At 59.2% G+C, this 21,760-nt stretch carries 18 protein-coding genes; 6 read left to right on the plus strand and 12 right to left on the minus strand.

Annotated features, from left to right (window positions below; translation table 11 throughout):
• Positions 1 to 11 precede the first annotated feature (11 nt).
• The 3 genes from JFT86_RS17360 (at position 12) to JFT86_RS17370 (ending at position 2,546) form a co-directional block, all read left to right on the plus strand.
• Entirely contained in the window at positions 12 to 776 is a 765-nt protein-coding gene (locus JFT86_RS17360) for an enoyl-CoA hydratase-related protein (protein ID WP_201237622.1), read from the plus strand.
• Between the two features lie 121 nt (positions 777 to 897).
• Complete coding sequence (locus JFT86_RS17365; protein ID WP_201237623.1) at positions 898 to 2,004, plus strand: catalase family peroxidase; 1,107 nt, start codon at positions 898 to 900, stop codon at positions 2,002 to 2,004.
• Positions 2,001 to 2,546 carry a cytochrome b gene (locus JFT86_RS17370; RefSeq protein ID WP_201237624.1) on the plus strand — a complete coding sequence of 182 codons (546 nt, stop codon included), beginning with the start codon at positions 2,001 to 2,003 and terminating at the stop codon, positions 2,544 to 2,546. The genes JFT86_RS17365 and JFT86_RS17370 overlap by 4 nt, the downstream gene beginning before the upstream one ends.
• Here the strand turns inward: JFT86_RS17370 and JFT86_RS17375 are convergent.
• The 3 genes from JFT86_RS17375 to JFT86_RS17385 all read right to left on the minus strand — a co-directional run bounded on the left by JFT86_RS17375 (position 2,543) and on the right by JFT86_RS17385 (position 5,861).
• Complete coding sequence (locus JFT86_RS17375) at positions 2,543 to 3,742, minus strand: MFS transporter (protein ID WP_201237625.1); 1,200 nt, start codon at positions 3,740 to 3,742, stop codon at positions 2,543 to 2,545. The genes JFT86_RS17370 and JFT86_RS17375 overlap by 4 nt on opposite strands.
• Positions 3,743 to 3,891: 149 nt before the next feature.
• A complete protein-coding gene (locus JFT86_RS17380; RefSeq protein ID WP_201237626.1) occupies positions 3,892 to 5,043 on the minus strand; it encodes a M14-type cytosolic carboxypeptidase in 1,152 nt (383 codons plus the stop codon).
• Positions 5,044 to 5,522: 479 nt separating this feature from the next.
• Positions 5,523 to 5,861: a DUF3077 domain-containing protein gene (locus JFT86_RS17385; protein WP_201237627.1), complete on the minus strand. Its 339-nt coding sequence runs from the start codon at positions 5,859 to 5,861 to the stop codon at positions 5,523 to 5,525.
• Positions 5,862 to 5,990: 129 nt separating this feature from the next.
• On the opposite strand from JFT86_RS17385, the gene JFT86_RS17390 reads away from it, so the two are divergent.
• Entirely contained in the window at positions 5,991 to 6,650 is a 660-nt protein-coding gene (locus JFT86_RS17390) for an XRE family transcriptional regulator (RefSeq protein ID WP_201237628.1), read from the plus strand.
• Between the two features lie 40 nt (positions 6,651 to 6,690).
• Here JFT86_RS17390 and JFT86_RS17395 read toward each other — a convergent pair whose 3' ends face one another.
• The 4 genes from JFT86_RS17395 to JFT86_RS17410 all read right to left on the minus strand — a co-directional run bounded on the left by JFT86_RS17395 (position 6,691) and on the right by JFT86_RS17410 (position 12,446).
• Entirely contained in the window at positions 6,691 to 8,640 is a 1,950-nt protein-coding gene (locus tag JFT86_RS17395) for an acetyl/propionyl/methylcrotonyl-CoA carboxylase subunit alpha (RefSeq protein WP_201237629.1), read from the minus strand.
• Positions 8,640 to 9,455 carry a gamma-carboxygeranoyl-CoA hydratase gene (locus JFT86_RS17400; RefSeq protein WP_201237630.1) on the minus strand — a complete coding sequence of 272 codons (816 nt, stop codon included), beginning with the start codon at positions 9,453 to 9,455 and terminating at the stop codon, positions 8,640 to 8,642. The genes JFT86_RS17395 and JFT86_RS17400 overlap by 1 nt, the downstream gene beginning before the upstream one ends.
• Before the next feature lie 117 nt (positions 9,456 to 9,572).
• On the minus strand, positions 9,573 to 11,177 hold the full coding sequence (locus tag JFT86_RS17405) for a carboxyl transferase domain-containing protein (protein ID WP_201237631.1): 1,605 nt from the start codon (positions 11,175 to 11,177) through the stop codon (positions 9,573 to 9,575).
• A 105-nt stretch (positions 11,178 to 11,282) separates the two neighbouring features.
• Complete coding sequence (locus tag JFT86_RS17410) at positions 11,283 to 12,446, minus strand: isovaleryl-CoA dehydrogenase (protein ID WP_201237632.1); 1,164 nt, start codon at positions 12,444 to 12,446, stop codon at positions 11,283 to 11,285.
• A 360-nt stretch (positions 12,447 to 12,806) separates the two neighbouring features.
• Between JFT86_RS17410 and JFT86_RS17415 the strand changes: the two genes are divergently transcribed.
• On the plus strand, positions 12,807 to 14,504 hold the full coding sequence (locus tag JFT86_RS17415) for an AMP-binding protein (protein WP_201237633.1): 1,698 nt from the start codon (positions 12,807 to 12,809) through the stop codon (positions 14,502 to 14,504).
• A 667-nt stretch (positions 14,505 to 15,171) separates the two neighbouring features.
• Here JFT86_RS17415 and JFT86_RS17420 read toward each other — a convergent pair.
• The 3 genes from JFT86_RS17420 to JFT86_RS17430 form a co-directional block, all read right to left on the minus strand.
• On the minus strand, positions 15,172 to 16,071 hold the full coding sequence (locus tag JFT86_RS17420; RefSeq protein ID WP_201237634.1) for a hydroxymethylglutaryl-CoA lyase: 900 nt from the start codon (positions 16,069 to 16,071) through the stop codon (positions 15,172 to 15,174).
• Between the two features lie 142 nt (positions 16,072 to 16,213).
• Positions 16,214 to 16,615 (minus strand): MerR family DNA-binding transcriptional regulator, encoded by a 402-nt coding sequence (locus tag JFT86_RS17425; RefSeq protein WP_038362702.1) that lies wholly within the window; start codon positions 16,613 to 16,615, stop codon positions 16,214 to 16,216.
• 176 nt (positions 16,616 to 16,791) lie between these two features.
• Positions 16,792 to 17,721, minus strand: a complete 930-nt coding sequence (locus tag JFT86_RS17430; protein ID WP_095189900.1) for a LysR family transcriptional regulator — start codon at positions 17,719 to 17,721, stop codon at positions 16,792 to 16,794.
• Positions 17,722 to 17,893: 172 nt separating this feature from the next.
• Between JFT86_RS17430 and JFT86_RS17435 the strand changes: the two genes are divergently transcribed.
• Positions 17,894 to 19,123, plus strand: a complete 1,230-nt coding sequence (locus JFT86_RS17435) for an acyl-CoA dehydrogenase (protein WP_201237635.1) — start codon at positions 17,894 to 17,896, stop codon at positions 19,121 to 19,123.
• Between the two features lie 122 nt (positions 19,124 to 19,245).
• Here the strand turns inward: JFT86_RS17435 and JFT86_RS17440 are convergent, their stop codons facing one another.
• Positions 19,246 to 20,580: a phosphate ABC transporter substrate-binding/OmpA family protein gene (locus JFT86_RS17440; RefSeq protein ID WP_201237636.1), complete on the minus strand. Its 1,335-nt coding sequence runs from the start codon at positions 20,578 to 20,580 to the stop codon at positions 19,246 to 19,248.
• A 267-nt stretch (positions 20,581 to 20,847) separates the two neighbouring features.
• Positions 20,848 to 21,660: an exodeoxyribonuclease III gene (gene xthA, locus JFT86_RS17445; RefSeq protein ID WP_201237637.1), complete on the minus strand. Its 813-nt coding sequence runs from the start codon at positions 21,658 to 21,660 to the stop codon at positions 20,848 to 20,850.
• Between the last annotated feature and the right edge of the window lie 100 nt (positions 21,661 to 21,760).

The following is a 21,760-nucleotide window of genomic DNA, read 5'->3' on the forward strand; positions in this document are numbered from 1 at the left end:
ATGAGATGAACATGAATCTACTGATTGAACGACTGGGCCGGGTTGTGCTGATCCGGCTGAATCGCCCGCAAGCCCGAAATGCCCTGAGTGCGCAGATGATGCAGGAGCTGTTGGATACTCTTCGTGGGCTGGATGCTGATCCGGATGTGGGTTGTTTCGTGATTACCGGTACGAAGGAGTATTTTGCTGCGGGCGCAGATATCAAGGAAATGTACGCGAAATCCTGCGTGGAAATGATCCAGGAAGATTACTTTGCCGGATGGGATGCTTTCACCGGATTTCGGACGCCGAAGGTAGCAGCCGTCGCGGGTTTTGCCTATGGCGGTGGCTGTGAGTTGGCGATGATGTGTGATGTGATCATCGCGGCTGAATGTGCGAAGTTTGCGTTGCCGGAAATTACTCTGGGTGTAATGCCGGGCATGGGCGGAACTCAACGGTTGACGCGCGCAATAGGTCGGGCAAAAGCCATGGACATGATTCTCACCGGACGTTCTATCAACGCCAGGGAGGCCGAACAGGCGGGACTGGTGTCGCGTGTAACGGCCACCGATCAATTGCTCGAACAGGCACTGGCGGTTGCGCAGCGGATTGCCGGATTTTCAGGTGCGGCGACGATGGCTGCCCGCGAAGCGGTAGATCGTGCGCAAGAATCAACACTGCGCGAAGGCATATTGTTTGAGCGTCGGGTATTTCATGGCTTGTTTGCCACCCCCGGGCAGAAAGAGGGGATGCAGGCGTTTCTGGAGAAGCGTGAACCCCGATTCGAGCATGTTTAAATTACTCAAACGCAGCATCACACGTAGTGCGGTGAAAGAAACTACAGTTCAAAGGGAATAAACCTACGAGGCGTGCGTCTCATAGCACCTTTCCCTATGGCCATTGGCCCTGGAGTCTTTCATGGTTGATCGCATCTCACCCGATAGCAAGAGGCCCGGCGGGCCGCAACGCCCGCCATTGAGTGCGGCGAGCCTGATACTGCGTCTGGGCGGCATTGCCGTGGTGGTCGCTGCTGCGGCCGGGGCATTTGCCTACGTTCACGGTAACTTTGACCCACAGCGTCTGACGCCCAAAGCGCTGGTCGATGTGCTGGAAAAGAACAACGGCGTGCACCCGGGATTCCGTCGTAATCACGCCAAAGGCGTATGCGTGATCGGGCATTTCGAGAGCAGTGGCGAGGCGCGAGTGTTCTCCACCGCGCAGGTGTTCAATGAGCCACGCACTCCGGTGGTCGGGCGTTTCGCGCTGCCGGCGGGCAACCCTTATGCGCCGGACAGCAGTGTGCCGATCCGCAGTCTGGCGCTGCGATTTACCCAGGCCAATGGTCAGCAATGGCGCACGGGGATGAACAGCATGCCGGTGTTCCCGGTGGGCACGCCTGAGGCGTTCTATCAATTGCAGCAGGCGCAGTCGCCGGACCCGGCCACCGGTAAACCGGATCCAGCCAAGGTGCCGGCATTCTTCGCCTCGCACCCGGAAGCGGTGCCGTTTCTGACGTGGGTCAAGACCGCCAAGCCGTCGGCCAGTTATGCCACCGAAACCTATAACAGCATCAACGCGTTCTATCTGGTCGACGCCAGCGGCAAGAAGCAGGCAGTGCGCTGGAGCATGACGCCGTTGGCGCAAGACGCTGCCGGTGCCAGTGCGCCTGAGGGCGCCGACTTTCTGGAAAAAGACCTGGTGCAACGCTTGGCGGCCGCACCGCTGCGTTTTCAGTTGAACATCACCCTGGCGAATGCCGATGACCCGGTCAACGACGCCAGCAAAACCTGGCCCGCCGGGCGCAAGGTGTTGAACGCCGGCACGTTGGTGCTGGAAAAGACCCAGCCGCAACTCAGTGGCGAGTGCCGCGACATCAACTACGACCCGCTGGTGCTGCCGGCTGGCATTCAAGGTTCCGACGACCCGTTGCTCGCCGCACGCTCGGCCGGTTACGCCGATTCCTATCTGCGCCGCACCAGCGAAGTCAGCCAGTTGCCCGCCGCCAAACAGGAGGCTCGTCAATGAGCACTCAACCGACTCATTTCGCGCTGCTGGCGCGGTTGCTGCACTGGCTGATGGCGCTGATGATCATTGCGATGCTGTTTATCGGCGCCGGTATGGTCACCTCGGTGTCAGAACGGCATGAATGGCTGATCCATCTGCACAAGCCGTTGGGGATTGCGATTCTCGCGCTGGTGATCGTGCGCCTGCTGGTGCGTTTCTCGACTCGCCAGCCACCGCTGCCGGCGGACCTGCCGGACTGGCAGGTGCTGGCGGCAAAGGCTTCGCACGTTTTGCTGTATGCGCTGATGCTGGTGCTGCCGGTGATCGGCTGGGCGATGATCAGCGCTTCGGGCGAGCCCGTCATGCTCAGCAGTTCGTTGCAGTTACCGTCGATTGTGCCGGCGGATGCGCAGCTGTTTGCGTTGCTGCGCAAGGCGCATGGGTATCTGGCCTACCTGTTGTTCCTGACGGTGCTGCTGCATTTGGCGGCGGCGCTGTTTCATGGCTGGGTGCGCCGCGACGAAGTGCTCGACAGCATGTTGCGCGGGCGCGATCGCGATTAACCCGGTTGAGCGGCGCATCGTGCGGATGCGCCGCTTTTCAACGTCAGCCACCAATATCCCAGTGCTACAGCATTAATACCGGCGCCGAGCAGGCACACGCCGCTCCAGCCGGCCCACGCATACATGGCGGTCGAACCGATCGAGCCCAGAGCGCTACCGATCGAATAGAACAACATGTAACCGGCGGTGAGGCGGCTTTGTGCTTCGGGTCGCACGCTGTAGATCATGCTCTGGCTGGTGACATGCACGGCTTGCAGGCCCAGATCCAGAGTGATCACGCCGAGCAACAACGCCCATAGCGAAGATTGTGTGAGGGCGATCGGCAGCCACGAGCCGAGCATCAGCAGCAGAGAAAGTCCGCTGACCCATTGGCCCAGGCCGCGATCAGCCAGGTGTCCGGCACGCGCAGCAGCCAGTGCACCTGCTGCACCGGCCAGTCCGAACAGGCCGATTTCGCTGTGCGACAACGAGAGAGGTGGCGCGGCCAAAGGCAACACCATCGGTGTCCACAGCACCATGGCGCTGGCGAACGTCAGCAGGGCGAGCAGCGCTCGTTGGCGCAGGACGGGCTCTTCCTTGAACAGGACGAATACCGAGGCGATCAATGCGCGGTAGGTCGACGCCGGTTGTGGCTTTTCATCCTTGGGCAATACGCGAAGCAGCAGCAAGCCCATCAATAACGTCAGGCCCGCCGACAGCCAATAGATTGCGCGCCATCCGGCCAGATCAGCCATTGCTCCTGCGACAGTCCGCGCCAGCAAGATGCCGACGACGATGCCGCTGGTGACCACACCCACCACTCGGCCACGTTGTGCCGGGATCGCCAGAGTCGCGGCATAGGCCACCAGCACTTGCGTGACCACGGCAAGCAAACCGGTCAGCGTCATGCCCAGCAGCAGCCACACACTGTCAGGTGCCGAAGCAATCATCAGCAACGCGCAGGCTGAAAGCAGTGTCTGCGTGACGATCAATCGCCGTCGGTTGAGCAGATCCCCCAGCGGCACCAGCAGCACCAATCCGACGCCGTAACCCACCTGCGTCAGGGTAATAACGATGCCAATGGTCGCCGGCGGCAGAGCGAATGCGTCGGCCATGGCATCCAGCAGTGGCTGGGCGTAATACACATTGCCCACGGCGAGGCCGCAGGCAACGGCGAAGAGCAGCACCACGCTGTTACTGAGTGAGTGAGGTTTCATACCCGGATCCATTTTAGGTTTCAAATTAAAACCGGAATCACGGTAAGTATTTTGGTTTTATTTTGCAACCTGATTGATCGAATCTGTGGGCCACACAATGCAAAAGATCGCAGACAAGCTGCGATCTTTTGTAGATACCGGGGGAGGGATCAGCGCAGGGTATCGACCATGTCTGCAATAGTGGTCAGCACGTCCTTGCCCAGCTGTTTCGAGCGTTTGCCCGACCAGCCGGTTTCCGGGTTTGGCGCGTCGTCGTGATCCTTGAACGGCATTTCCAGGGTCAGTGCGAGGCAGTCGTACTTCTGGCCGACGCTGTTGCACGCCAGGGTCATGTTGGCCTGGCCCGGTTCGTCGCGGGTATAGCCGTACTTGGTCTGGAAGTCCCTGGTGGTGTGTTTCAGGTGGCTGCGGAAATGCTCCTCGAGTTTCTCGATCCGTGGCGTGTAACCTGGATTGCCCTCGCAACCCGCGGTGAATACGTGAGGGATTTCTTCATCACCGTGTACATCAAGGAACAGATCGACGCCGTACTTTTCCATCTGCTGCTGGACAAAAAGTACCTCTGGGCTGACTTCCTGGCTGGCATTCTGCCAAGCACGGTTCAGGTCCTGGCCCATCGCGTTGGTGCGCAGATGGCCATGGAAAGCGCCGTCCGGGTTCATGTTCGGCACCAGGTACAGTTCGGCGCTGGCGAGCAGTTTGTTCAGTACCGGATCTTCGTGTTTTTCCAGACGCTCGATCACGCCTTCCATGAACCATTCGGCCATGTGCTCGCCCGGATGCTGTTGGGCGATGATCCAGACTTTGCGCTGGCCTTCGGCGCCGCTGCCTTTGCGCAGCAGTTGAATGTCGCGGCCCTCGACGCTCTTGCCGGTCGCCAGCAACTCGGTGCCGGCCTTGGTCAGCGCTTGCTCGATCAGCCAGTCGTGACGGCCTCGACTATAGGGTTCGAAGTAGGCGAACCAGGCGTGAGTCTGCTCGGCTTCGAGGCAAAAACGCAGGCTGTCGCCTTCGAATTGGGTCGGAATGCGGAACCAGTTGACGTGGTCGTAGGAAGCGACGGCCTGATAGCCGGTCCAGGCTTTGTTATAGGAGGACTGGCTGGCGTTGACCAGGCGAAACCAGTGTTCCTGATGGACATGCAGGCCGCTGGCCTTGAAGTGGAACCACTGGAAGTGCGCGCTGCGGGTGTCTGGTCGGATGGCCAGAACCGGGTTGAGCGGATTGCTGATGTCGATGACTTGGATATTGCCGCTGTCGAAGTTGGCGCTGATGTCGAACGAAGATTTGGCCACGGTCATAATCGGTTCCTGAATATGATTTTTATGGCGGCTACTTTACACGCAAGACAGAGGTGAAACCGAGGGAAATTGCGGGGTGTGGCGGGGGCGTCCTCCATGACGCGGATGCAGCTTAGAGGCTGTGCGATTGATTCTCAAGTGCTAATTGTCATTAGTTTGGCCCAATGTGGCCGGGCTTGGCTTGCTAACCGATATTCTTTTGATATTATCCGCGCCATCGAATTTGCAGCACCTGAAGACTTCATTAGCCTGAAGCCATAAGCCCGAATAACGGGTAAAAAAAGACCCGGCAAAAAGCCGGGTCAAAAACCGTGATTAGCCTGATGAGGAGATAGTCCAGAAGACCGACCTAAGGTCTCTGGTCCATCGACTGATCTCGCGACCAGTTGCTTGCAATAATAATCATTATCATTTGCAAGTCAAATGTTTTTATCTGCGCGATTGGAAAATTCTTTCCTGTCCGCGCGAAATCCCCTTCTTCAGACTTCTTCGCCATCGAGCGAATGGTCGACCATCGCCCGCGCCATATCCACCATATGCACCACTGAAAACGCCAGGTCGCGACTCGCGCCTTGCAGGTTCTCTGCTGCCTTGAATGCGGTCGCCGCCGCACAACGCAACAGATCCGAGGCATGCACCAATGCCTCTTCGCCACTGAGATGACGTCTGACGTCGAAAAATCGCTCATCGACCTCAGGTTCTGACACAGCAGGTTTCAAGTAATAGTCGAGGGCGCGCTGCGCCGCGGCGTTGCCTTGTGGTGAGGTGAACGTGGTGTCCATTTGCAGATCGGGCAAGTCTTTGCTGCTGATATTCATGATCGGGACCACTCCTTGTTCGATTGAAAGTCCGTGGCTTCAGAATAGTACGATGCGTAGTTGTGACTAGGATTTAAATACTACAATATGTGTTTTGTCGGCCGAAGGCGTCCGCGTAAGGTGCCGGATATGGATAAATGGATTGAGTTGGTCAAGGCCAAGATGAGTGAACTCAAAATCACTCAAACAGAGCTCGGAGAGCGCGTCGGCATGTCCCAGGGCGGGATCGGCCATTGGCTGAACAAACGCCGCGAGCCGGGTATCACGCAAATGAATCGCGTGCTGCAAGCACTCGGGATGGACTTTCTCGAAGTGGTGCTGTTGATTCGTGAACCGCAAGTCACCCCGGACGACGACATGCCGCTGGCGCAGAAGTACAACCCGTACTTCCGCTACCCGGTCAGCGATTGGCGGACGCCGTGCGAAGTTCGCGAAGACGGTCAGCCTGCCTATGTTGTAGCGACGGACAAGCAGGTTTTCCAGCTGACGGACTACCATGCCCGTGGGGCGGCGTTCTGGCTGACGGTGGCCGGGAATTCGATGACCGCACCCAGCGGCCCGAGCATTGCCGAAGGCATGTTGATCCTGGTGGATCCGGAGGTGGAAGCGGTGCCCGGGAAACTGGTGATCGCCCAGTGGACCGACAGCGAGGAAGCGATCTTCCGCAAGCTGGATGAAGAGGGCGGCCAGCGTTACCTGATACCGCTCAATCCGACCTGGCCGAAAGCCCTGTTTACCGATGACTGTCGAATCATCGGCGTAGTGGTTCAGGCAACGGCGCGTTTCTAGTCAGATCGATCCTCGTCAGGCGTAGGATCGATCCCCGCATTTACACTTCTTCCAATTCAACCAGAGCGCTGCCTTCGCCGACCATTTCACCTTCCTGACAGTACAGCGCTTTGATCACCCCGGCATGCGGCGCGCGGATACTGTGTTCCATCTTCATGGCTTCCAGCACCACCAGTTGCGCACCGGCCTCGACAGACTGCCCGGCTTCGACCAGAACACGCACGATGCTGCCGTTCATGGGCGCAGTCAGGCCACCCTGATGACTATGGCTGGCTTCGACAGCGCTGATCGGGTCATAGGCCTGAATGCGCCGCAACTCGCCTTCCCATTGCAGAAACAATGAATCGCCCTGGCGCATCGCACGCAAGCAACGACGTACGCCGTCGTGCTCGACAACCAGGGTTTCACCGGAAAGTTTCGCGTCGTTACTGGCGCCCAATGTCAGCGCTCGGTCCTGGCCTTCGCAACTCAAATGCACAGTGATTTCCTGCGGCAGACCTGCACGCAAACCACTGTTCAATGCCCATGGCGAACTCGGGTCATCTTTGCGTGCAAGCGCCGGCAGGCTCTGCGCGAACGCCTGCGCTGCGGCATTCCAGAACGCGTCACTCAACTCGCCAGGAGTCGGCAACAGTTGCTCCTGGTAACGCGGAATAAACCCGGTATCCAGTTCCGCCGCGGCAAACGCAGGATGAGCGATGATCCGGCGCAGAAAATTGATGTTGGTCTTCAGCCCGCCAATGGCGAATCCATCGAGCATGCTCAACAGACGCAGGCGCGCCTGTTCACGATCCTCGCCCCAGGCAATCAGCTTGCCGAGCATCGGGTCGTAGAACGGCGAAATCTCGTCACCTTCTTCAACGCCGCTATCGACCCGACGTCCCGGACCCTCAGTCGATTCGCGATACAACTCCAGACGCCCGGTGGCCGGCAGGAAATCGTTCGACGGGTCTTCGGCATACAAGCGGACTTCAATCGCGTGGCCGTTGAGCGGCACTTGCGCCTGGGTGATCGGCAGCGCTTCGCCACGGGCAACGCGAATCTGCCACGCCACCAGATCCAGTCCGGTGATGGCTTCGGTCACCGGATGCTCGACTTGCAGTCGCGTGTTCATCTCCATGAAGAAGAACTCGCCGCGTGCATCCAGCAGGAACTCCACGGTGCCGGCGCCGACATAACCGATCACCTGCGCGGAACGCACTGCCGCCTCACCCATTGCGCGCCGCAGTTCGGGCGTCAGGCCCGGTGCCGGTGCTTCCTCGACGACTTTCTGGTGGCGGCGCTGAATCGAGCAGTCACGCTCGTTGAGGTAAAGACAATTGCCATGCTGGTCGGCAAACACCTGGATTTCCACATGACGCGGCTTGAGCAGGTATTTCTCTACAAGCATCCGCGAATCGCCGAACGACGACTGCGCTTCACGCTGAGCCGAGGCGAGGGCTTCGGCCAGTTGGCTGACATCCTCGACGACTTTCATTCCCTTGCCGCCGCCACCGGCAGTGGCCTTGAGCAACACTGGGTAACCAATCCGCTCACAGGCATCGCGGAAGGTGTCCAGATCCTGGGCTTCGCCGTGATAACCCGGCACCAGCGGCACGCCGGCCGTTTCCATCAACGCCTTGGCAGCGGATTTGCTGCCCATGGCGTCGATGGCCGAGGCGGGCGGACCGAGGAAAATCAGCCCGGCCGCTTCGATGGCGCGAGCAAACCCGGCGTTCTCGGAGAGAAAGCCATATCCCGGATGAATCGCCTGCGCGCCGCTGGCCTTGGCCGCCGCGATCAGTTTGTCGATTTGCAGATAACTGTCGGCCGCTTTACTGCCACCAAGATCAACGCGGATATCCGCTTCACGGCTGTGTCGTGCATCGCGGTCGGTGGCGCTGTGCACAGCGACGGTGGTCAGGCCCAGCGCCTTGGCGGTGCGCATCACGCGGCAAGCGATTTCGCCTCGGTTGGCCACCAGCAGGGTGGTGAGAACAGGTGCGCTCATCAACGCGGCTCCTTGGTGGTGGTTGCGGCTTGCCAGTTCGGCGGACGTTTTTGCAGAAAGGCGCGCAAGCCTTCCTGGCCTTCGGCGCTGACGCGGATGCGCGCGATGGCGTTTTCGGTATAGCGACGCAACGCCGGGGTCAGCGCGCCATTGCCGACTTCACGCAGCAAGTCTTTGCTGGCGCGCATGGCAGCAGGGCTGTTGAGCAGCAGGTTGTCGATCCATTGTTCGACGTGTTGCTCAAGTTCTGCGGCTGGACAGCTCTCTGACAACAAACCGATTTCCCGAGCGCGCTGGCCGCCAAAGCGTTCGGCTGTCAGCGCATAGCGACGTGCGGCGCGTTCGCCAATGGCCTGCACCACGAACGGGCTAATTACTGCCGGTGCCAAACCGATGCGTACTTCCGACAGGCAGAACTGCGCGTCATCGGCGCCAATGGCCATGTCGCAGCAACTGATCAGGCCCAGAGCGCCACCGAATGCCGCGCCTTGTACCACCGCCAGCGTAGGGATTTTCAGCTTGGCGAGGTTGTACATCAGCTCGGCCAGTTCGCGGGCGTCGTCGAGGTTGGTGTGGTAATCGAGTTCGGCCGATTGCTGCATCCAGGCCAGGTCGGCGCCGGCGCTGAAATGTTTGCCGCGCCCGCGCACCAGCAGGAAACGCAGGCTGGCGTCGCTGGCTACCTTGTCGAGGGCGAGGATCAACTCGCGGATCATCTCGGCGTTGAACGCGTTGTTCTTTTCTGCGCGGTTGAGCCACAGGGTGGCGAAACCCCGTGGGTCAGTTTGCAGTTCAAGGGTGTTGAAGTCGCTCATATTCATCCGTCTCCACGGTTTCTGTGGGAGCGAGCCTGCTCGCGAAGAACGATTACGGGGTCGTGCCGATAACCGCGCTGAAGCCTTCGCGAGCAGGCTCGCTCCCACAAAAAAGCATCACATCCGGAACACGCCGAAGCGGCTCGGTTCGATTGGCGCGTTCAGCGACGCAGACAAGGCCAGGGCCAGCACATCGCGGGTCTGCGCAGGGTCGATGACACCGTCGTCCCACAGTCGGGCGCTGGAATAGTAGGGGTGGCCCTGTTCTTCGTACTGGTCGAGGATCGGCTGCTTGATTTCGGCTTCCTGCTCGGCGCTGAAGCCCTGGCCGCTGCGTTCGGCCTGTTCGCGCTTGACCTGCACCAGCACGCCCGCTGCCTGTTCAGCACCCATTACGCCGATCCGCGCGTTCGGCCACATCCACAGGAAACGCGGATCGTAAGCGCGACCGCACATGCCGTAGTTACCGGCGCCGAAGCTGCCGCCGATGATCACAGTGAATTTTGGCACCTTGGCGCACGCCACTGCCGTCACCAGTTTCGCGCCGTGCTTGGCGATACCGCCGGCCTCGTATTTCTGCCCGACCATGAAACCGGTGATGTTCTGCAGGAACAGCAGCGGGATGCCACGCTGGCAGGCCAGTTCGATGAAGTGCGCACCTTTCTGCGCGGCTTCGGCGAAGAGGATGCCGTTGTTGGCGAGGATCGCAATCGGATAGCCGTGCAGATGCGCAAAACCGCACACCAGTGTCGTGCCGAACAGTGCCTTGAATTCATCGAACACCGAACCGTCGACCAGCCGCGCAATCACTTCGCGCACATCGAACGGTTGCTTGGCGTCAGCGGAAACCACGCCGTACAACTCGTCACTGGCGTACAACGGCGCAATTGGCGTGCGCTGTTGCACTTCGCCGAGCTTGCGCCAGTTGAGATTGGCAACGCTGCGGCGGGCGAGGGTGAGGGCGTGTTCGTCGCTCTCGGCGTAATGGTCGGCCACACCGGAAATCTTGCAGTGCACATCGGCGCCGCCAAGGTCCTCGGCGCTGACCACTTCCCCGGTCGCGGCTTTCACCAACGGCGGACCGGCGAGGAAAATGGTCGCCTGATTGCGCACCATGATGGCTTCGTCGGCCATCGCCGGCACGTATGCGCCGCCCGCGGTGCACGAGCCCATGACCACGGCGATCTGCGGGATGCCCATGGCACTCATGTTGGCCTGATTGAAGAAGATCCGGCCGAAGTGCTCGCGATCCGGGAACACTTCGTCCTGACGCGGCAGGTTGGCGCCACCCGAATCCACCAGATAGATGCACGGCAGACGATTTTGCTGGGCGATGGTCTGCGCGCGCAGGTGTTTCTTCACGGTCAGCGGGTAGTACGAGCCACCTTTTACCGTCGCATCATTGGCGACGATCATGCATTCGACGCCTTCAACCCGGCCGATCCCGGCAATCACGCCAGCGGCGGGCACGTCCTCGCCATACACGGCGTGTGCAGCCAATTGACTGATTTCCAGAAACGGCGAGCCCGGATCGAGCAAGCGGTTGATGCGCTCACGCGGCAGCAGTTTGCCCCGCGAGGTGTGGCGTTCCTGAGCCTTGGCGCCGCCACCCTGCGCCACTTGGGCGAGCAGGGTATGCAAGGCGTCGACTTGCTGGAGCATTGCCGCGCTGTTGGCGGCGAACTCTGCTGAACGAGGGTTGAGCTGAGTGTGAAGAATCATGGGGCTACTCCGTAGCAGCTTCGAGTTGCAAGCTACAAGCTACAAGTTGAAGCAAGAGCGCGGTCCTCTTGCAGCTTGAAACTTGTGGCTTGCGGCTGGCGAAATTCATTTCGTCTCGTTGAACAGTTCGCGACCGATCAGCATGCGGCGGATCTCACTGGTACCGGCGCCGATTTCGTACAGCTTGGCGTCACGCAACAGGCGCCCGGCCGGGAATTCGTTGATGTAGCCATTGCCACCAAGAATCTGGATGGCGTCGAGGGCCATTTGCGTGGCGCGTTCGGCGGTGTAGAGGATCACCCCGGCGGCGTCCTTGCGCGTGGTTTCGCCACGCTCGCAGGCCTGTGCAACCGCATAGAGATACGCGCGGCTGGCGTTCAGTTGGGTGTACATGTCGGCGACTTTGCCCTGGATCAGCTGGAATTCGCCGATGCTCTGGCCGAATTGTTTACGGTCGTGGATGTACGGCACAATCAGGTCCATGCACGACTGCATGATCCCGGTCGGGCCACCGGAGAGAACCACGCGCTCGTAATCGAGGCCGCTCATCAAGACTTTCACGCCGCCATTGAGCACGCCGAGGATGTTTTCTTCCGGCACTTCAACGTCATCGAAAAACAGCTCGCAAGTGTTGGAGCCGCGCATGCCGAGCTTGTCGAACTTGTTGCTGCGGCTGAAACCTTTCCAGTCGCGCTCGACGATGAACGCGGTGATGCCGTGCGGGCCTTTTTCCAGGTCAGTCTTGGCGTAGATCACGTAGGTGTTGGCGTCGGGGCCGTTGGTGATCCAGGTCTTGCTGCCATTGAGGACGAAGCGGTCGCCGCGTTTGTCGGCGCGCAGCTTCATCGAAACCACGTCGGAGCCAGCGTTCGGCTCGCTCATCGCGAGGGCGCCGACGTGTTCGCCGCTGATCAGCTTCGGCAGGTATTTGTTTTTCTGTTCGTGGTTGCCGTTGCGGTTGATCTGGTTGACGCAGAGATTGGAGTGCGCGCCGTAGGACAACGCCACGGAAGCCGAGCCACGGCTGATTTCTTCCATCGCCACGACGTGCGCCAGGTAACCCAGGCCAGCACCGCCGTACTCTTCCGGCACGGTGATGCCGAGCAGGCCCATGTCACCGAATTTGCGCCACATGTCGGCGGGGAACAGGTTGTCACTGTCGATCTGCGCCGCACGCGGAGCGATCTCTTTAGCGACGAAGGACTGAACCTGATCGCGCAGCATGTCGATGGTTTCACCGAGGGCAAAGTTCAGGGATGGATAGCTCATGAGGCACCTTTTGGCTTTTTTGTAGGGTGGGGAGAGCGGCGATTCAGTTCTCACCTTTACGTTAACGTAAGCCTGTGACGAATGGCTGTCAATCACCCTTTACGTTAACGTCAACTTGAGCGAGAGTAGGGGCAGTTCAAGATTGAAAGCGGATCGCTTTTTTGTGGGTACGAGCTTTTGTGGCGAGGGGATTTATCCCCGCTCGGCTGCGAAGCAGTCGTGAAATCTGTAAATCTGATTTGTCTGGAGTTATGCAGGGGGCGGCTTCGCCACCCAACGGGGATAAATCCCCTCGCCACAGTTGGCTCCCACAAAAAGTGTAAACCGGTAAACCCACTAATAAAGACAATAGGGGTCGTCATGGATCAACCCAGTGCAAACCCGCAGCGCAGCTATAGCCGCGGTTCTCAGGACAAAGCCTTGCTGGCGATGACCATCGGGCAGAAGTTCGACCAGACCGTCACGCAGTACGCTGACGGCGAGGCGCTGGTGGTGCGCCATCAGCAGTTGCGCTACTCGTGGCGACAACTGGCCGAGGCAGTGGATGTGCATGCCAGAGCCTTGCTCGCATTGGGTTTGCAGGCTGGCGACCGGCTCGGCATCTGGGCACCGAATTGCGCGCAGTGGTGCATCACGCAAATCGCCACCGCAAAGATCGGTGTGATCCTGGTCAACATCAATCCGGCTTATCGCAGTTCCGAACTGGAATACGTGCTCAAGCAATCCGGCTGTCAGTGGCTGGTCTGCGCGGGGGCGTTCAAGTCGTCCAACTATCACGGCATGTTGCAGGGCCTGGTGCCGGAGCTGGCCGAGCACGCCATCGGCCAGTTGCGCAGCGAGCGTCTGCCGGACCTGCGCGGGGTGATCAGCCTGGATGCGCAGCCGCCATCAGGTTTCCTGCCCTGGCCGCAACTCGCCGGTCTGGCCGCCAGTGTCTCTACACAACAGTTGCGCGAGCGCAGCGACAGCCTGCACTTCGATCAACCGGTAAACATCCAGTACACCTCCGGCACCACCGGTTTCCCCAAGGGCGCGACCCTCAGCCACTACAACATCCTCAACAACGGTTACATGGTCGGCGAAAGCATCGGCCTGACCCCGACTGATCGCCTGGTGATCCCGGTGCCGCTGTATCACTGCTTCGGCATGGTCATGGGCAACCTCGGTTGTATTACCCACGGCAGCACGATGATTTACCCCAACGACGCTTTCGATCCGTTGCTGACCCTGCAAACCGTCGCCGAGGAGAGGGCCACCGGGCTGTATGGCGTGCCGACCATGTTCATCGCCATACTCGATCAGCCGCAACGCAGCGAGTTCGATCTGTCGAGCCTGCGCACCGGGATCATGGCTGGCGCGACCTGCCCGATCGAAGTAATGCGCCGGGTCATCAGCGAAATGCACATGAGCGAAGTACAGATTGCTTACGGCATGACCGAAACCAGCCCGGTGTCGTTACAGACCGGCCCGAATGACGAGCTTGAGCTGCGCGTCACCACTGTTGGCCGCACTCAGCCGCAACTGGAAAGCAAGATCATCGACGAAGCCGGCAACCCGGTGCCACGCGGCACCATTGGCGAGTTGTGCACTCGCGGTTACAGCGTAATGCTCGGTTACTGGAACAATCCGCAGGCGACCGCCGAGGCCATCGATGAAGCGGGCTGGATGCACACCGGCGACCTGGCGAGCATGAATGACGAGGGTTACGTCAACATCGCCGGGCGTAACAAGGACATGATCATCCGTGGCGGCGAGAACATTTATCCGCGTGAGCTGGAAGAGTTCTTCTTCACCCACCCGGCGGTGGCGGATGTTCAGGTGATCGGCATTCCGTGTTCGCGTTACGGTGAAGAGATTGTCGCCTGGATTAAATTTCACCCCGGCCACAATGCTTCCGAGCTGGAGCTGCAAACCTGGTGCAAGGAGCGCATCGCGCACTTCAAGACGCCACGGCACTTCAAGTTCGTCGAAGAGTTTCCGATGACGGTGACGGGCAAGATCCAGAAATTCCGCATGCGCGAGATCAGCATTGAAGAGCTGCGCGAAAAGCACGCCTGACGAAGATCAAATGTTGGAGTGAGCCTGCTCGCGATAGCGGTGTATCAGTCAATATTTGCATCGACTGACACGACGCTATCGCGAGCAGGCTCACTCCTACAAGGGAACTGTGGTGGAAGAGGAATCGCAGAAAGCACAAAGGGGAGCCGAGGCTCCCCTTTAATTTTGTCGTCGCGTGCTCTTTTTTATTATTGAGGGTCGGTCTGTTGTTGTTTTTGGCAACCGTGGCCCTTTACCGCTGTTTTTGGCGACCCCCATCCGGGGTCAAGAGCAAACGTATTTTTTTGAGCGCTGATCTGCTTTCTCGTTAAACGATCCAACCGATTCGGGAGCTACCTGAAGGTAGTTTTATTGTTCTCTGCCCGGTTGCGGGTCACTCCTGAGAGCACCCTGAAAAGCACACCTTCTCCAAAAAAATCTGTTAGCTGCGTCTCTGCCGTGTTGTTTTTGTTATGTCAGAGTCGGTACGTCTTATTTTTATTGGTTTGCTGCTTTTTATTCTTGTTATGCCATAGAGATAGCAGAAGCCGTGCCAACTTTTAAAAATTCTTATAAATCAGATAGATACGATTTTTGAGGATTTTGCATTCCGGCAAAGCCAGACAATTTGTTTCCGTGTTACTCGCTTCTGCCCACGTTTTCGACTCAGCGGTAACACCGTAGCCACTCACTGTGCGCTGCGAGCCTTGGCCACGCGCGAACCACTTGGGCGGCCGAGCACCGCGCTGATTTGCTGACCCGCGGCAATCAAGGCGTCCAGGTCGATACCGGTCTCGATCCCCAGGCCATTGAGCAGGTACACAACGTCTTCGGTCGCGACGTTACCGCTCGCACCTTTTGCGTACGGACAGCCGCCAAGTCCCGCAATAGAGCTGTCGAACACCGCGATGCCTTCGAGCAGGCTGGCGTAGATGTTGGCCATCGCCTGGCCGTAAGTGTCGTGGAAGTGCCCGGCGAGCTTGTCACGCGGTACTTGCGCCGACACCACGTCGAACAGCCGGCGGGTGGCGCCAGCGGTGCCGGTGCCGATGGTGTCGCCCAGCGAAACTTCGTAGCAGCCCATCGCGTACAACTCGCGTGCGACCATGGCCACTTGCTCCGGCGCGACCGTGCCTTCATACGGGCAGCCGAGCACGCAAGACACGTAACCGCGCACGGTAACGCCGTGCTGTTGCGCCGCTTCCATGATCGGCGCAAAGCGCGCCAGGCTTTCGCTGATCGAGCAGTTGATGTTGCGCTGCGAGAAAGCTTCGGACGCGGCGGCGAACACCGCGACTTCCTTCACTCCGGCGGCGATTGCGTCTTCAAAACCGCGCAGGTTCGGTGCCAGTGCGCCATAGGTCACGCCCGGTTTGCGCTGGATCTGCGCGAACACTTCAGCGGAACCGGCCATCTGTGGCACCCACTTCGGTGAAACGAAACTGCCGACTTCTATATAGCCGAGACCGGCGGCGCTCAAGGCGTCGACCAGTTGCACCTTGTCGGCCACGCTGATTGGTTGGGCTTCGTTCTGCAGGCCATCGCGCGGGCCAACTTCGATCAGGCGTACTTGAGAGGGGAGGGACATGGGCTGACCTGTTATTTTGAATGCGTGGTGACCCCTTGTAGGAGTGAGCCTGCTCGCGATGACGGTAGACCAGTCAACATGACTGTTGAATGTGAAATGGCAATCGCGAGCAGGCTCACTCCTACAAAGGGACTTGTGTTGTTTACTGGATCGCTTGCTGGCTTTTGAGTGTTTGCTCCAGCGCCTGCACACAGCGCTCTTCAGCAGTGTCGAGTTCCAGCTTCATCTGCTCGATGTCGAGCAACTGCTGCTCAAGCTGTTCGCGGCGCTCGCTGATTTTCGCCAGCATGCTGTTGAGTTGTTTGGTGTTACCGCTCGACGGGTCGTAGAGCTCGATCAGTTCGCGGCATTCGGCCAGCGAGAAACCGATGCGTTTGCCGCGCAGGATCAGTTTCAGGCTGACCTTGTCGCGAGGCGAATAAATCCGTTCCTGGCCGCGACGCTCGGGGCTGAGCAGGCCTTGTTCTTCATAAAAACGGATCGCCCGGGTGGTGATGTCCAGCTCGCGGGCGAGGTCGGAAATGCTGTAAGTCTGGCTGCTCATGAAAGCGCTCGAAAAAAGGTCTTGGCGCTAAGCTAATGGCAGGTTGACGTTTACGTCAAGCGGGATCAGCTGTGGTGTTCTTGCGGGCTTCATCGCGAGCAGGCTCATTCCTACAGGGGCGTATTCAAAATGTAGGAGTGAGCCTGCTCGCGATGGGCGCGCCTCGGTTTAACGTCTTACACCTTATCGAGCTTCTTCTCATGCGCCGTCACCTGCTGGCACAACTCGATCATCTGCTCGCGCATCCAGCGATTCGCCGGGTCCTGGTCAGTGCTTTCATGCCAGTACAAATGCGTCTCCACCGGCGGCACATCGTTGACCGGCAAATTGAATGCATGCAGTTCATGCCGACGGGCAAAACGCTCCGGAACGGTCATGACCATGTCGGTTTGCTGCATCACCTGCGACGCCATCAGGTAATGCTGCGAACGCAGGGCGATCTTGCGCTGAATACCCATTTTGCCCAGCGCCAGATCGACATAACCCAAACCACTGCGGCGGCTGGAAATGTGGATGTGGGTCAGCGACAGATAATCATCGAGCGACAGTTTTTCCTTGCCCGCCATCGGATGGCCCTTGCGCATCGCACAGACGTAACGGTCCTCCATCAGCTTGACGTGGCGCACCTGCGGGTCGGTGTTGAGCGGCGCGTCCACGGCAAAATCCAGACGCCCGGCCGCCAGTTCCTTGGTGGTCTCGCGGCGTTTGGACAGAAAACTTTCGATGATCACCGTTGGCGCCAGACGGCGCAAACGCTGGAACAGCGGCGGCAAAATCACTGCTTCGGTGAGGTCGGTCATGCTGATGCGGTAGGTCTTGACCGCTTGCGCCGGGTTGAAAATCCGGCTTTCCTGAACCGACACCCGCAACAACGATAGCGCGTTGCGCACCGGACCAATGATGTTCTGCGCCATCGGCGTCGGCACCATGCCCTGGGCGGTGCGCACGAAGAGCGGGTCATTGAAGGTTTCGCGCAACCTTGCCAGCGCGTTGGACACCGCTGGCTGAGTGATGCCGACGATCTGTCCGGCACGGGTCAGGTTGGCTTCGGTGTAAATCGCGTCGAAGACGATGAAAAGGTTGAGGTCGACCTTGCTCAGATTCATAACGCGGCTTCTCTTGTTATTAAGGGCGGCTGTTTTAGGGGCTGACGATCACTGGATCATATATCGGTGATGAATGTTTATACACGCCGAGAATAGGCTAGGTAAATTATCAGCGCTGTTCTAGCATCGATTGCATGACCTAAACAACCTCTCAACAAGAAGGTAATTGCTCATGGATTTCGCTTATTCGCCCAAGGTGCAGGAACTGCGTGAGCGCGTGACCGCGTTCATGGACACTTACGTTTACCCGGCCGAAGCTGTGTTCGAACGCCAGGTCGCTGAAGGCGATCGCTGGCAGCCGACGGCGATCATGGAAGAGTTGAAAGCCAAGGCAAAAGCCGAAGGCCTGTGGAATCTGTTTCTGCCGGAATCGGAACTTGGCGCCGGCCTGAGCAACCTCGAATACGCACCGCTCGCGGAAATCATGGGCCGTTCGCTGCTCGGGCCAGAGCCGTTCAACTGCTCGGCACCGGACACCGGCAACATGGAAGTGCTGGTGCGCTACGCCAATGAAGAACAGAAACAGCGTTGGCTCGAACCGCTGCTGCGCGGCGAAATCCGCTCGGCATTCGCCATGACCGAGCCGGACGTGGCCTCATCCGATGCCACCAACATGGCCGCTCGTGCCGTGCGCGATGGCGACGAGTGGGTGATCAACGGCAAGAAATGGTGGACCTCCGGCGCCTGCGATCCGCGCTGCAAAATCCTCATCTTCATGGGCCTGAGCAACCCCGATGCACCTCGTCACGCCCAGCACTCGATGATCCTCGTGCCGGTTGATACCCCCGGGGTGAAAATCGTCCGTCCGCTGCCGGTGTTCGGTTACGACGACGCGCCACACGGTCACGCCGAAGTGCTGTTCGATAATGTGCGCGTGCCGTACGAAAACGTCTTGTTGGGTGAAGGACGCGGTTTCGAAATCGCTCAGGGTCGCCTGGGCCCGGGCCGCATTCACCACTGCATGCGTTCGATCGGCATGGCCGAGCGTGCGTTGGAATTGATGTGCAAACGCTCGGTGAGCCGTACCGCGTTCGGCAAACCGCTGGCCCGTTTGGGCGGTAACGTCGACAAGATCGCCGACTCGCGGATGGAAATCGACATGGCACGCCTGTTGACGCTGAAAGCGGCGTACATGATGGACACCGTCGGCAACAAGGTTGCGAAAAGCGAGATTGCGCAGATCAAAGTCGTTGCGCCAAATGTGGCGCTGCGGGTGATCGACCGGGCGATCCAGATCCATGGCGGGGCAGGGGTTTCCAACGATTTCCCGCTGGCCTACATGTACGCCATGCAACGCACCCTGCGCCTGGCCGACGGCCCGGATGAAGTGCACCGCGCGGCGATTGGCAAGTTCGAGATCGGCAAGTACGTGCCGAAGGAAATGCTGCGCAGCGGTCACTAAGACCGCGTCGCCCCCCTTCGCGAGCAGGCTCGCTCCCACATTGGATTTGTGAACGCCACAGAACCTGTGGGAGCGAGCCTGCTCGCGAAGAGGCCTAAAGGCTCAACACATCAACATCAGGCTCAATACACCCACACCTCAACCCGCCGATTCTTGATCCGCCCTTCATCCGCACTGTTCGCCGCCACCGGCATCAACGCACCAAAACCGCGAACCTCACGCAACACCACGCCGTTCTTCACCAATTCCCGTCGCACCGCCATCGCCCGCAACTTCGACAGCAAATCCGCCCGTGCCGGGTCGTCCTTGGCATCGCCAAAGCCCACCAGCGTCAACGCCCGGTCGGTCTTGTCGTGGCGCTTTACATACTCGAGCACCCGCGCCAGATCCTGCCGCGCCTTGTTATCCAGGCTGGCACTGCCTTCCTCGAAACGGAAATTCACTGTCAGACGCTGGGCGTGACGGCTGAGGGATTGATAACCCTCGGGCATCAGCGAATTCGGTGCGACGCTCATGGCGCGCACGGTCTGACTGATAAAACCGTTGGCAGCGACGATTGTCTGGCCCTGACGGCTTTGCGCAAACGTCACCAGGGCCTTGGCCCAAGGGTTTTTGCTGTCGGGTGGCAAGTAGAAGAACAGCCGGCGTGACAATGGATAGTCTTCGGTGGCGATCAGGTTGTTGAGCGGCAGCATCGATTGCGACGCACCATCGGCAATCGCCACCGCTTTGGCCTGACGCACGTAGGGCAAACCGATGAAGCCGATGCCTTGCGGGTCGGTGCTGACGGCGTCGGACAATTGCTCACTGGATTCGAATCTTTTCGCCGCGCTGTTCAGATTCTTCCCACGACGGTTGAGGACCAGTTCCTTAAACGTGTCGTACGTGCCGGACTGATCATCCCGTGCATATAAATGAATCGCCCCGCCGCGACCGCCAAGGTCTTCCCAGGTTTTCACCTCGCCGCTGAAGATGCGCGCCAGTTGCTCGGTGTCCAGTTGCTGCAATGGGTTATCGGGGTGAAGGATGATCGCCAGGCCATCGATGGCGATGACTTGTTCGGCGGCAGGGCTTTTCAGATCGCCCAGTGCTTGCAGGCTGAGCAGTTCGCTGTCCTTGATCTCGCGGGAAGCGGCGGCCAGATCGGCGCTGGCGTTTTTCAGCGCGGTGAAACCGGTGCTGGAGCCGTGCGCAGCGACTTCCACCACCACACGTTTGCCTTGGGCGGTCTGGCCGACGATGCGTTGTTCGTTGGCGGTGTCCGGGGTTTCGCGGTGGATTTTCAGTAGGCCTTGCTCTTGCAGCAAGCCTTCGACCAGCGCCGGACCGAGTTCTGCGCCAATCGTGTTGGAACCCTGAATGCGCAGCGCCGGGCCGTTTTCAGGTATCGGCAGGGCAGCGGCAGAGACCGTCAGCCATCCACTCAATAGAAAAACGCACAGAACACGCAGGGTCATGCCGGCACCGAATCAAGCCAAGGGGATTGCCGGGGAGATTAAGTCAGGCGCATGACCAAAACATGACAGTGATTCAATGCAGAGGAGCCTTTGTGGCGAGGGGATTTATCCCCGATGGTTGGCGAAGCCGACCCAAAACTTGTGAATGCGGATTAACAGGAAAAATTTTGGGGGCGCTTCGCACCCCATCGGGAATAAATCCCCTCGCCACAGGTCAGCCGACCACAGAACCCCATTGTCAAATGTGATTCTGTGGTGGCTTCAAGGTCAGGCCAGTTCAAGCCAGATCGGTGCATGGTCCGAAGGCTTTTCCATTCCGCGCAATTCATAGTCCACGCCCGCCGCCTTCACCCGTGGCAGCAAACCGTGGGACGCCAGAATCACGTCAATGCGCAGCCCGCGCTTGGGTTCATCTTCAAAACCACGGCTGCGGTAATCGAACCAACTGAACATGTCGGTCACGTCCGGGTTGAGGTGACGATAGCTGTCAGTCAGGCCCCAATTCTTCAGGCGCGCCATCCACTCGCGCTCTTCCGGCAGGAAGCTGCACTTGCCGGTTTTCAGCCAGCGCTTCATGTTGTCCGGGCCGATGCCGATGTCGCAGTCTTCCGGGGAAATGTTCACATCGCCCATCACCACCAGCGGCTGTTCGTTGTGGAACTGGCTTTCCAGCAGGGTTTGCAGGTCGCTGTAGAAACGTTGCTTGGCGGGGAATTTGGTTGGGTGGTCGCGGCTTTCGCCCTGTGGGAAATAGCCGTTCATGATCGTCACCGGCACGCCATTGGCGTCGGCGAACGTGCCCCAGATGAAGCGGCGCTGGGCGTCTTCTTCGTCAGTGGCGAAACCTTTGTGGATAGCAATCGGTTCCTGGCGCGAGAGCAGGGCAACGCCGTAATGACCTTTCTGGCCGTGGAAATACACGTGGTAGCCCAGGGCGCGCACTTCTTCCAGCGGGAACTGGTCGTCGTGGACTTTGGTTTCCTGCAGGCCGATCACGTCGGGTTGGTGTTTTTCGATCAGCGCTGCCAGCTGATGCGGACGGGCGCGCAGTCCGTTGATGTTGAAGGAAACGATCTTCATGGTCGGCAGTCCTGGCAAAAGGGCGATGCTAGCTGACAGGGGGGAAATGGGCCAGTGTGGGAGAAATCATTTTGGCCTGTGGGATTTGTATCGCCAGCAA

The sequence above is a fragment of the Pseudomonas sp. TH06 genome, assembly GCF_016651305.1.
In the GTDB taxonomy this organism is placed as follows: domain Bacteria; phylum Pseudomonadota; class Gammaproteobacteria; order Pseudomonadales; family Pseudomonadaceae; genus Aquipseudomonas.

What these genes read in the sequence shown, in the direction of transcription:
- JFT86_RS17365 (WP_201237623.1), top strand. Translation starts at nt 898, where the DNA reads ATGGTTGATCGCATCTCACCCGATAGCAAGAGGCCCGGCGGGCCGCAA.
- JFT86_RS17400 (WP_201237630.1), bottom strand. Translation starts at nt 9,455, where the DNA reads ATGAGCGACTTCAACACCCTTGAACTGCAAACTGACCCACGGGGTTTC.
- JFT86_RS17390 (WP_201237628.1), top strand. Translation starts at nt 5,991, where the DNA reads ATGGATAAATGGATTGAGTTGGTCAAGGCCAAGATGAGTGAACTCAAA.
- JFT86_RS17420 (WP_201237634.1), bottom strand. Translation starts at nt 16,071, where the DNA reads ATGTCCCTCCCCTCTCAAGTACGCCTGATCGAAGTTGGCCCGCGCGAT.
- JFT86_RS17410 (WP_201237632.1), bottom strand. Translation starts at nt 12,446, where the DNA reads ATGAGCTATCCATCCCTGAACTTTGCCCTCGGTGAAACCATCGACATG.
- JFT86_RS17415 (WP_201237633.1), top strand. Translation starts at nt 12,807, where the DNA reads ATGGATCAACCCAGTGCAAACCCGCAGCGCAGCTATAGCCGCGGTTCT.
- JFT86_RS17430 (WP_095189900.1), bottom strand. Translation starts at nt 17,721, where the DNA reads ATGAATCTGAGCAAGGTCGACCTCAACCTTTTCATCGTCTTCGACGCG.
- JFT86_RS17405 (WP_201237631.1), bottom strand. Translation starts at nt 11,177, where the DNA reads ATGATTCTTCACACTCAGCTCAACCCTCGTTCAGCAGAGTTCGCCGCC.
- JFT86_RS17360 (WP_201237622.1), top strand. Translation starts at nt 12, where the DNA reads ATGAATCTACTGATTGAACGACTGGGCCGGGTTGTGCTGATCCGGCTG.
- JFT86_RS17380 (WP_201237626.1), bottom strand. Translation starts at nt 5,043, where the DNA reads ATGACCGTGGCCAAATCTTCGTTCGACATCAGCGCCAACTTCGACAGC.
- JFT86_RS17425 (WP_038362702.1), bottom strand. Translation starts at nt 16,615, where the DNA reads ATGAGCAGCCAGACTTACAGCATTTCCGACCTCGCCCGCGAGCTGGAC.
- JFT86_RS17395 (WP_201237629.1), bottom strand. Translation starts at nt 8,640, where the DNA reads ATGAGCGCACCTGTTCTCACCACCCTGCTGGTGGCCAACCGAGGCGAA.
- JFT86_RS17370 (WP_201237624.1), top strand. Translation starts at nt 2,001, where the DNA reads ATGAGCACTCAACCGACTCATTTCGCGCTGCTGGCGCGGTTGCTGCAC.
- JFT86_RS17385 (WP_201237627.1), bottom strand. Translation starts at nt 5,861, where the DNA reads ATGAATATCAGCAGCAAAGACTTGCCCGATCTGCAAATGGACACCACG.
- xthA (WP_201237637.1), bottom strand. Translation starts at nt 21,660, where the DNA reads ATGAAGATCGTTTCCTTCAACATCAACGGACTGCGCGCCCGTCCGCAT.
- JFT86_RS17375 (WP_201237625.1), bottom strand. Translation starts at nt 3,742, where the DNA reads ATGAAACCTCACTCACTCAGTAACAGCGTGGTGCTGCTCTTCGCCGTT.
- JFT86_RS17435 (WP_201237635.1), top strand. Translation starts at nt 17,894, where the DNA reads ATGGATTTCGCTTATTCGCCCAAGGTGCAGGAACTGCGTGAGCGCGTG.
- JFT86_RS17440 (WP_201237636.1), bottom strand. Translation starts at nt 20,580, where the DNA reads ATGACCCTGCGTGTTCTGTGCGTTTTTCTATTGAGTGGATGGCTGACG.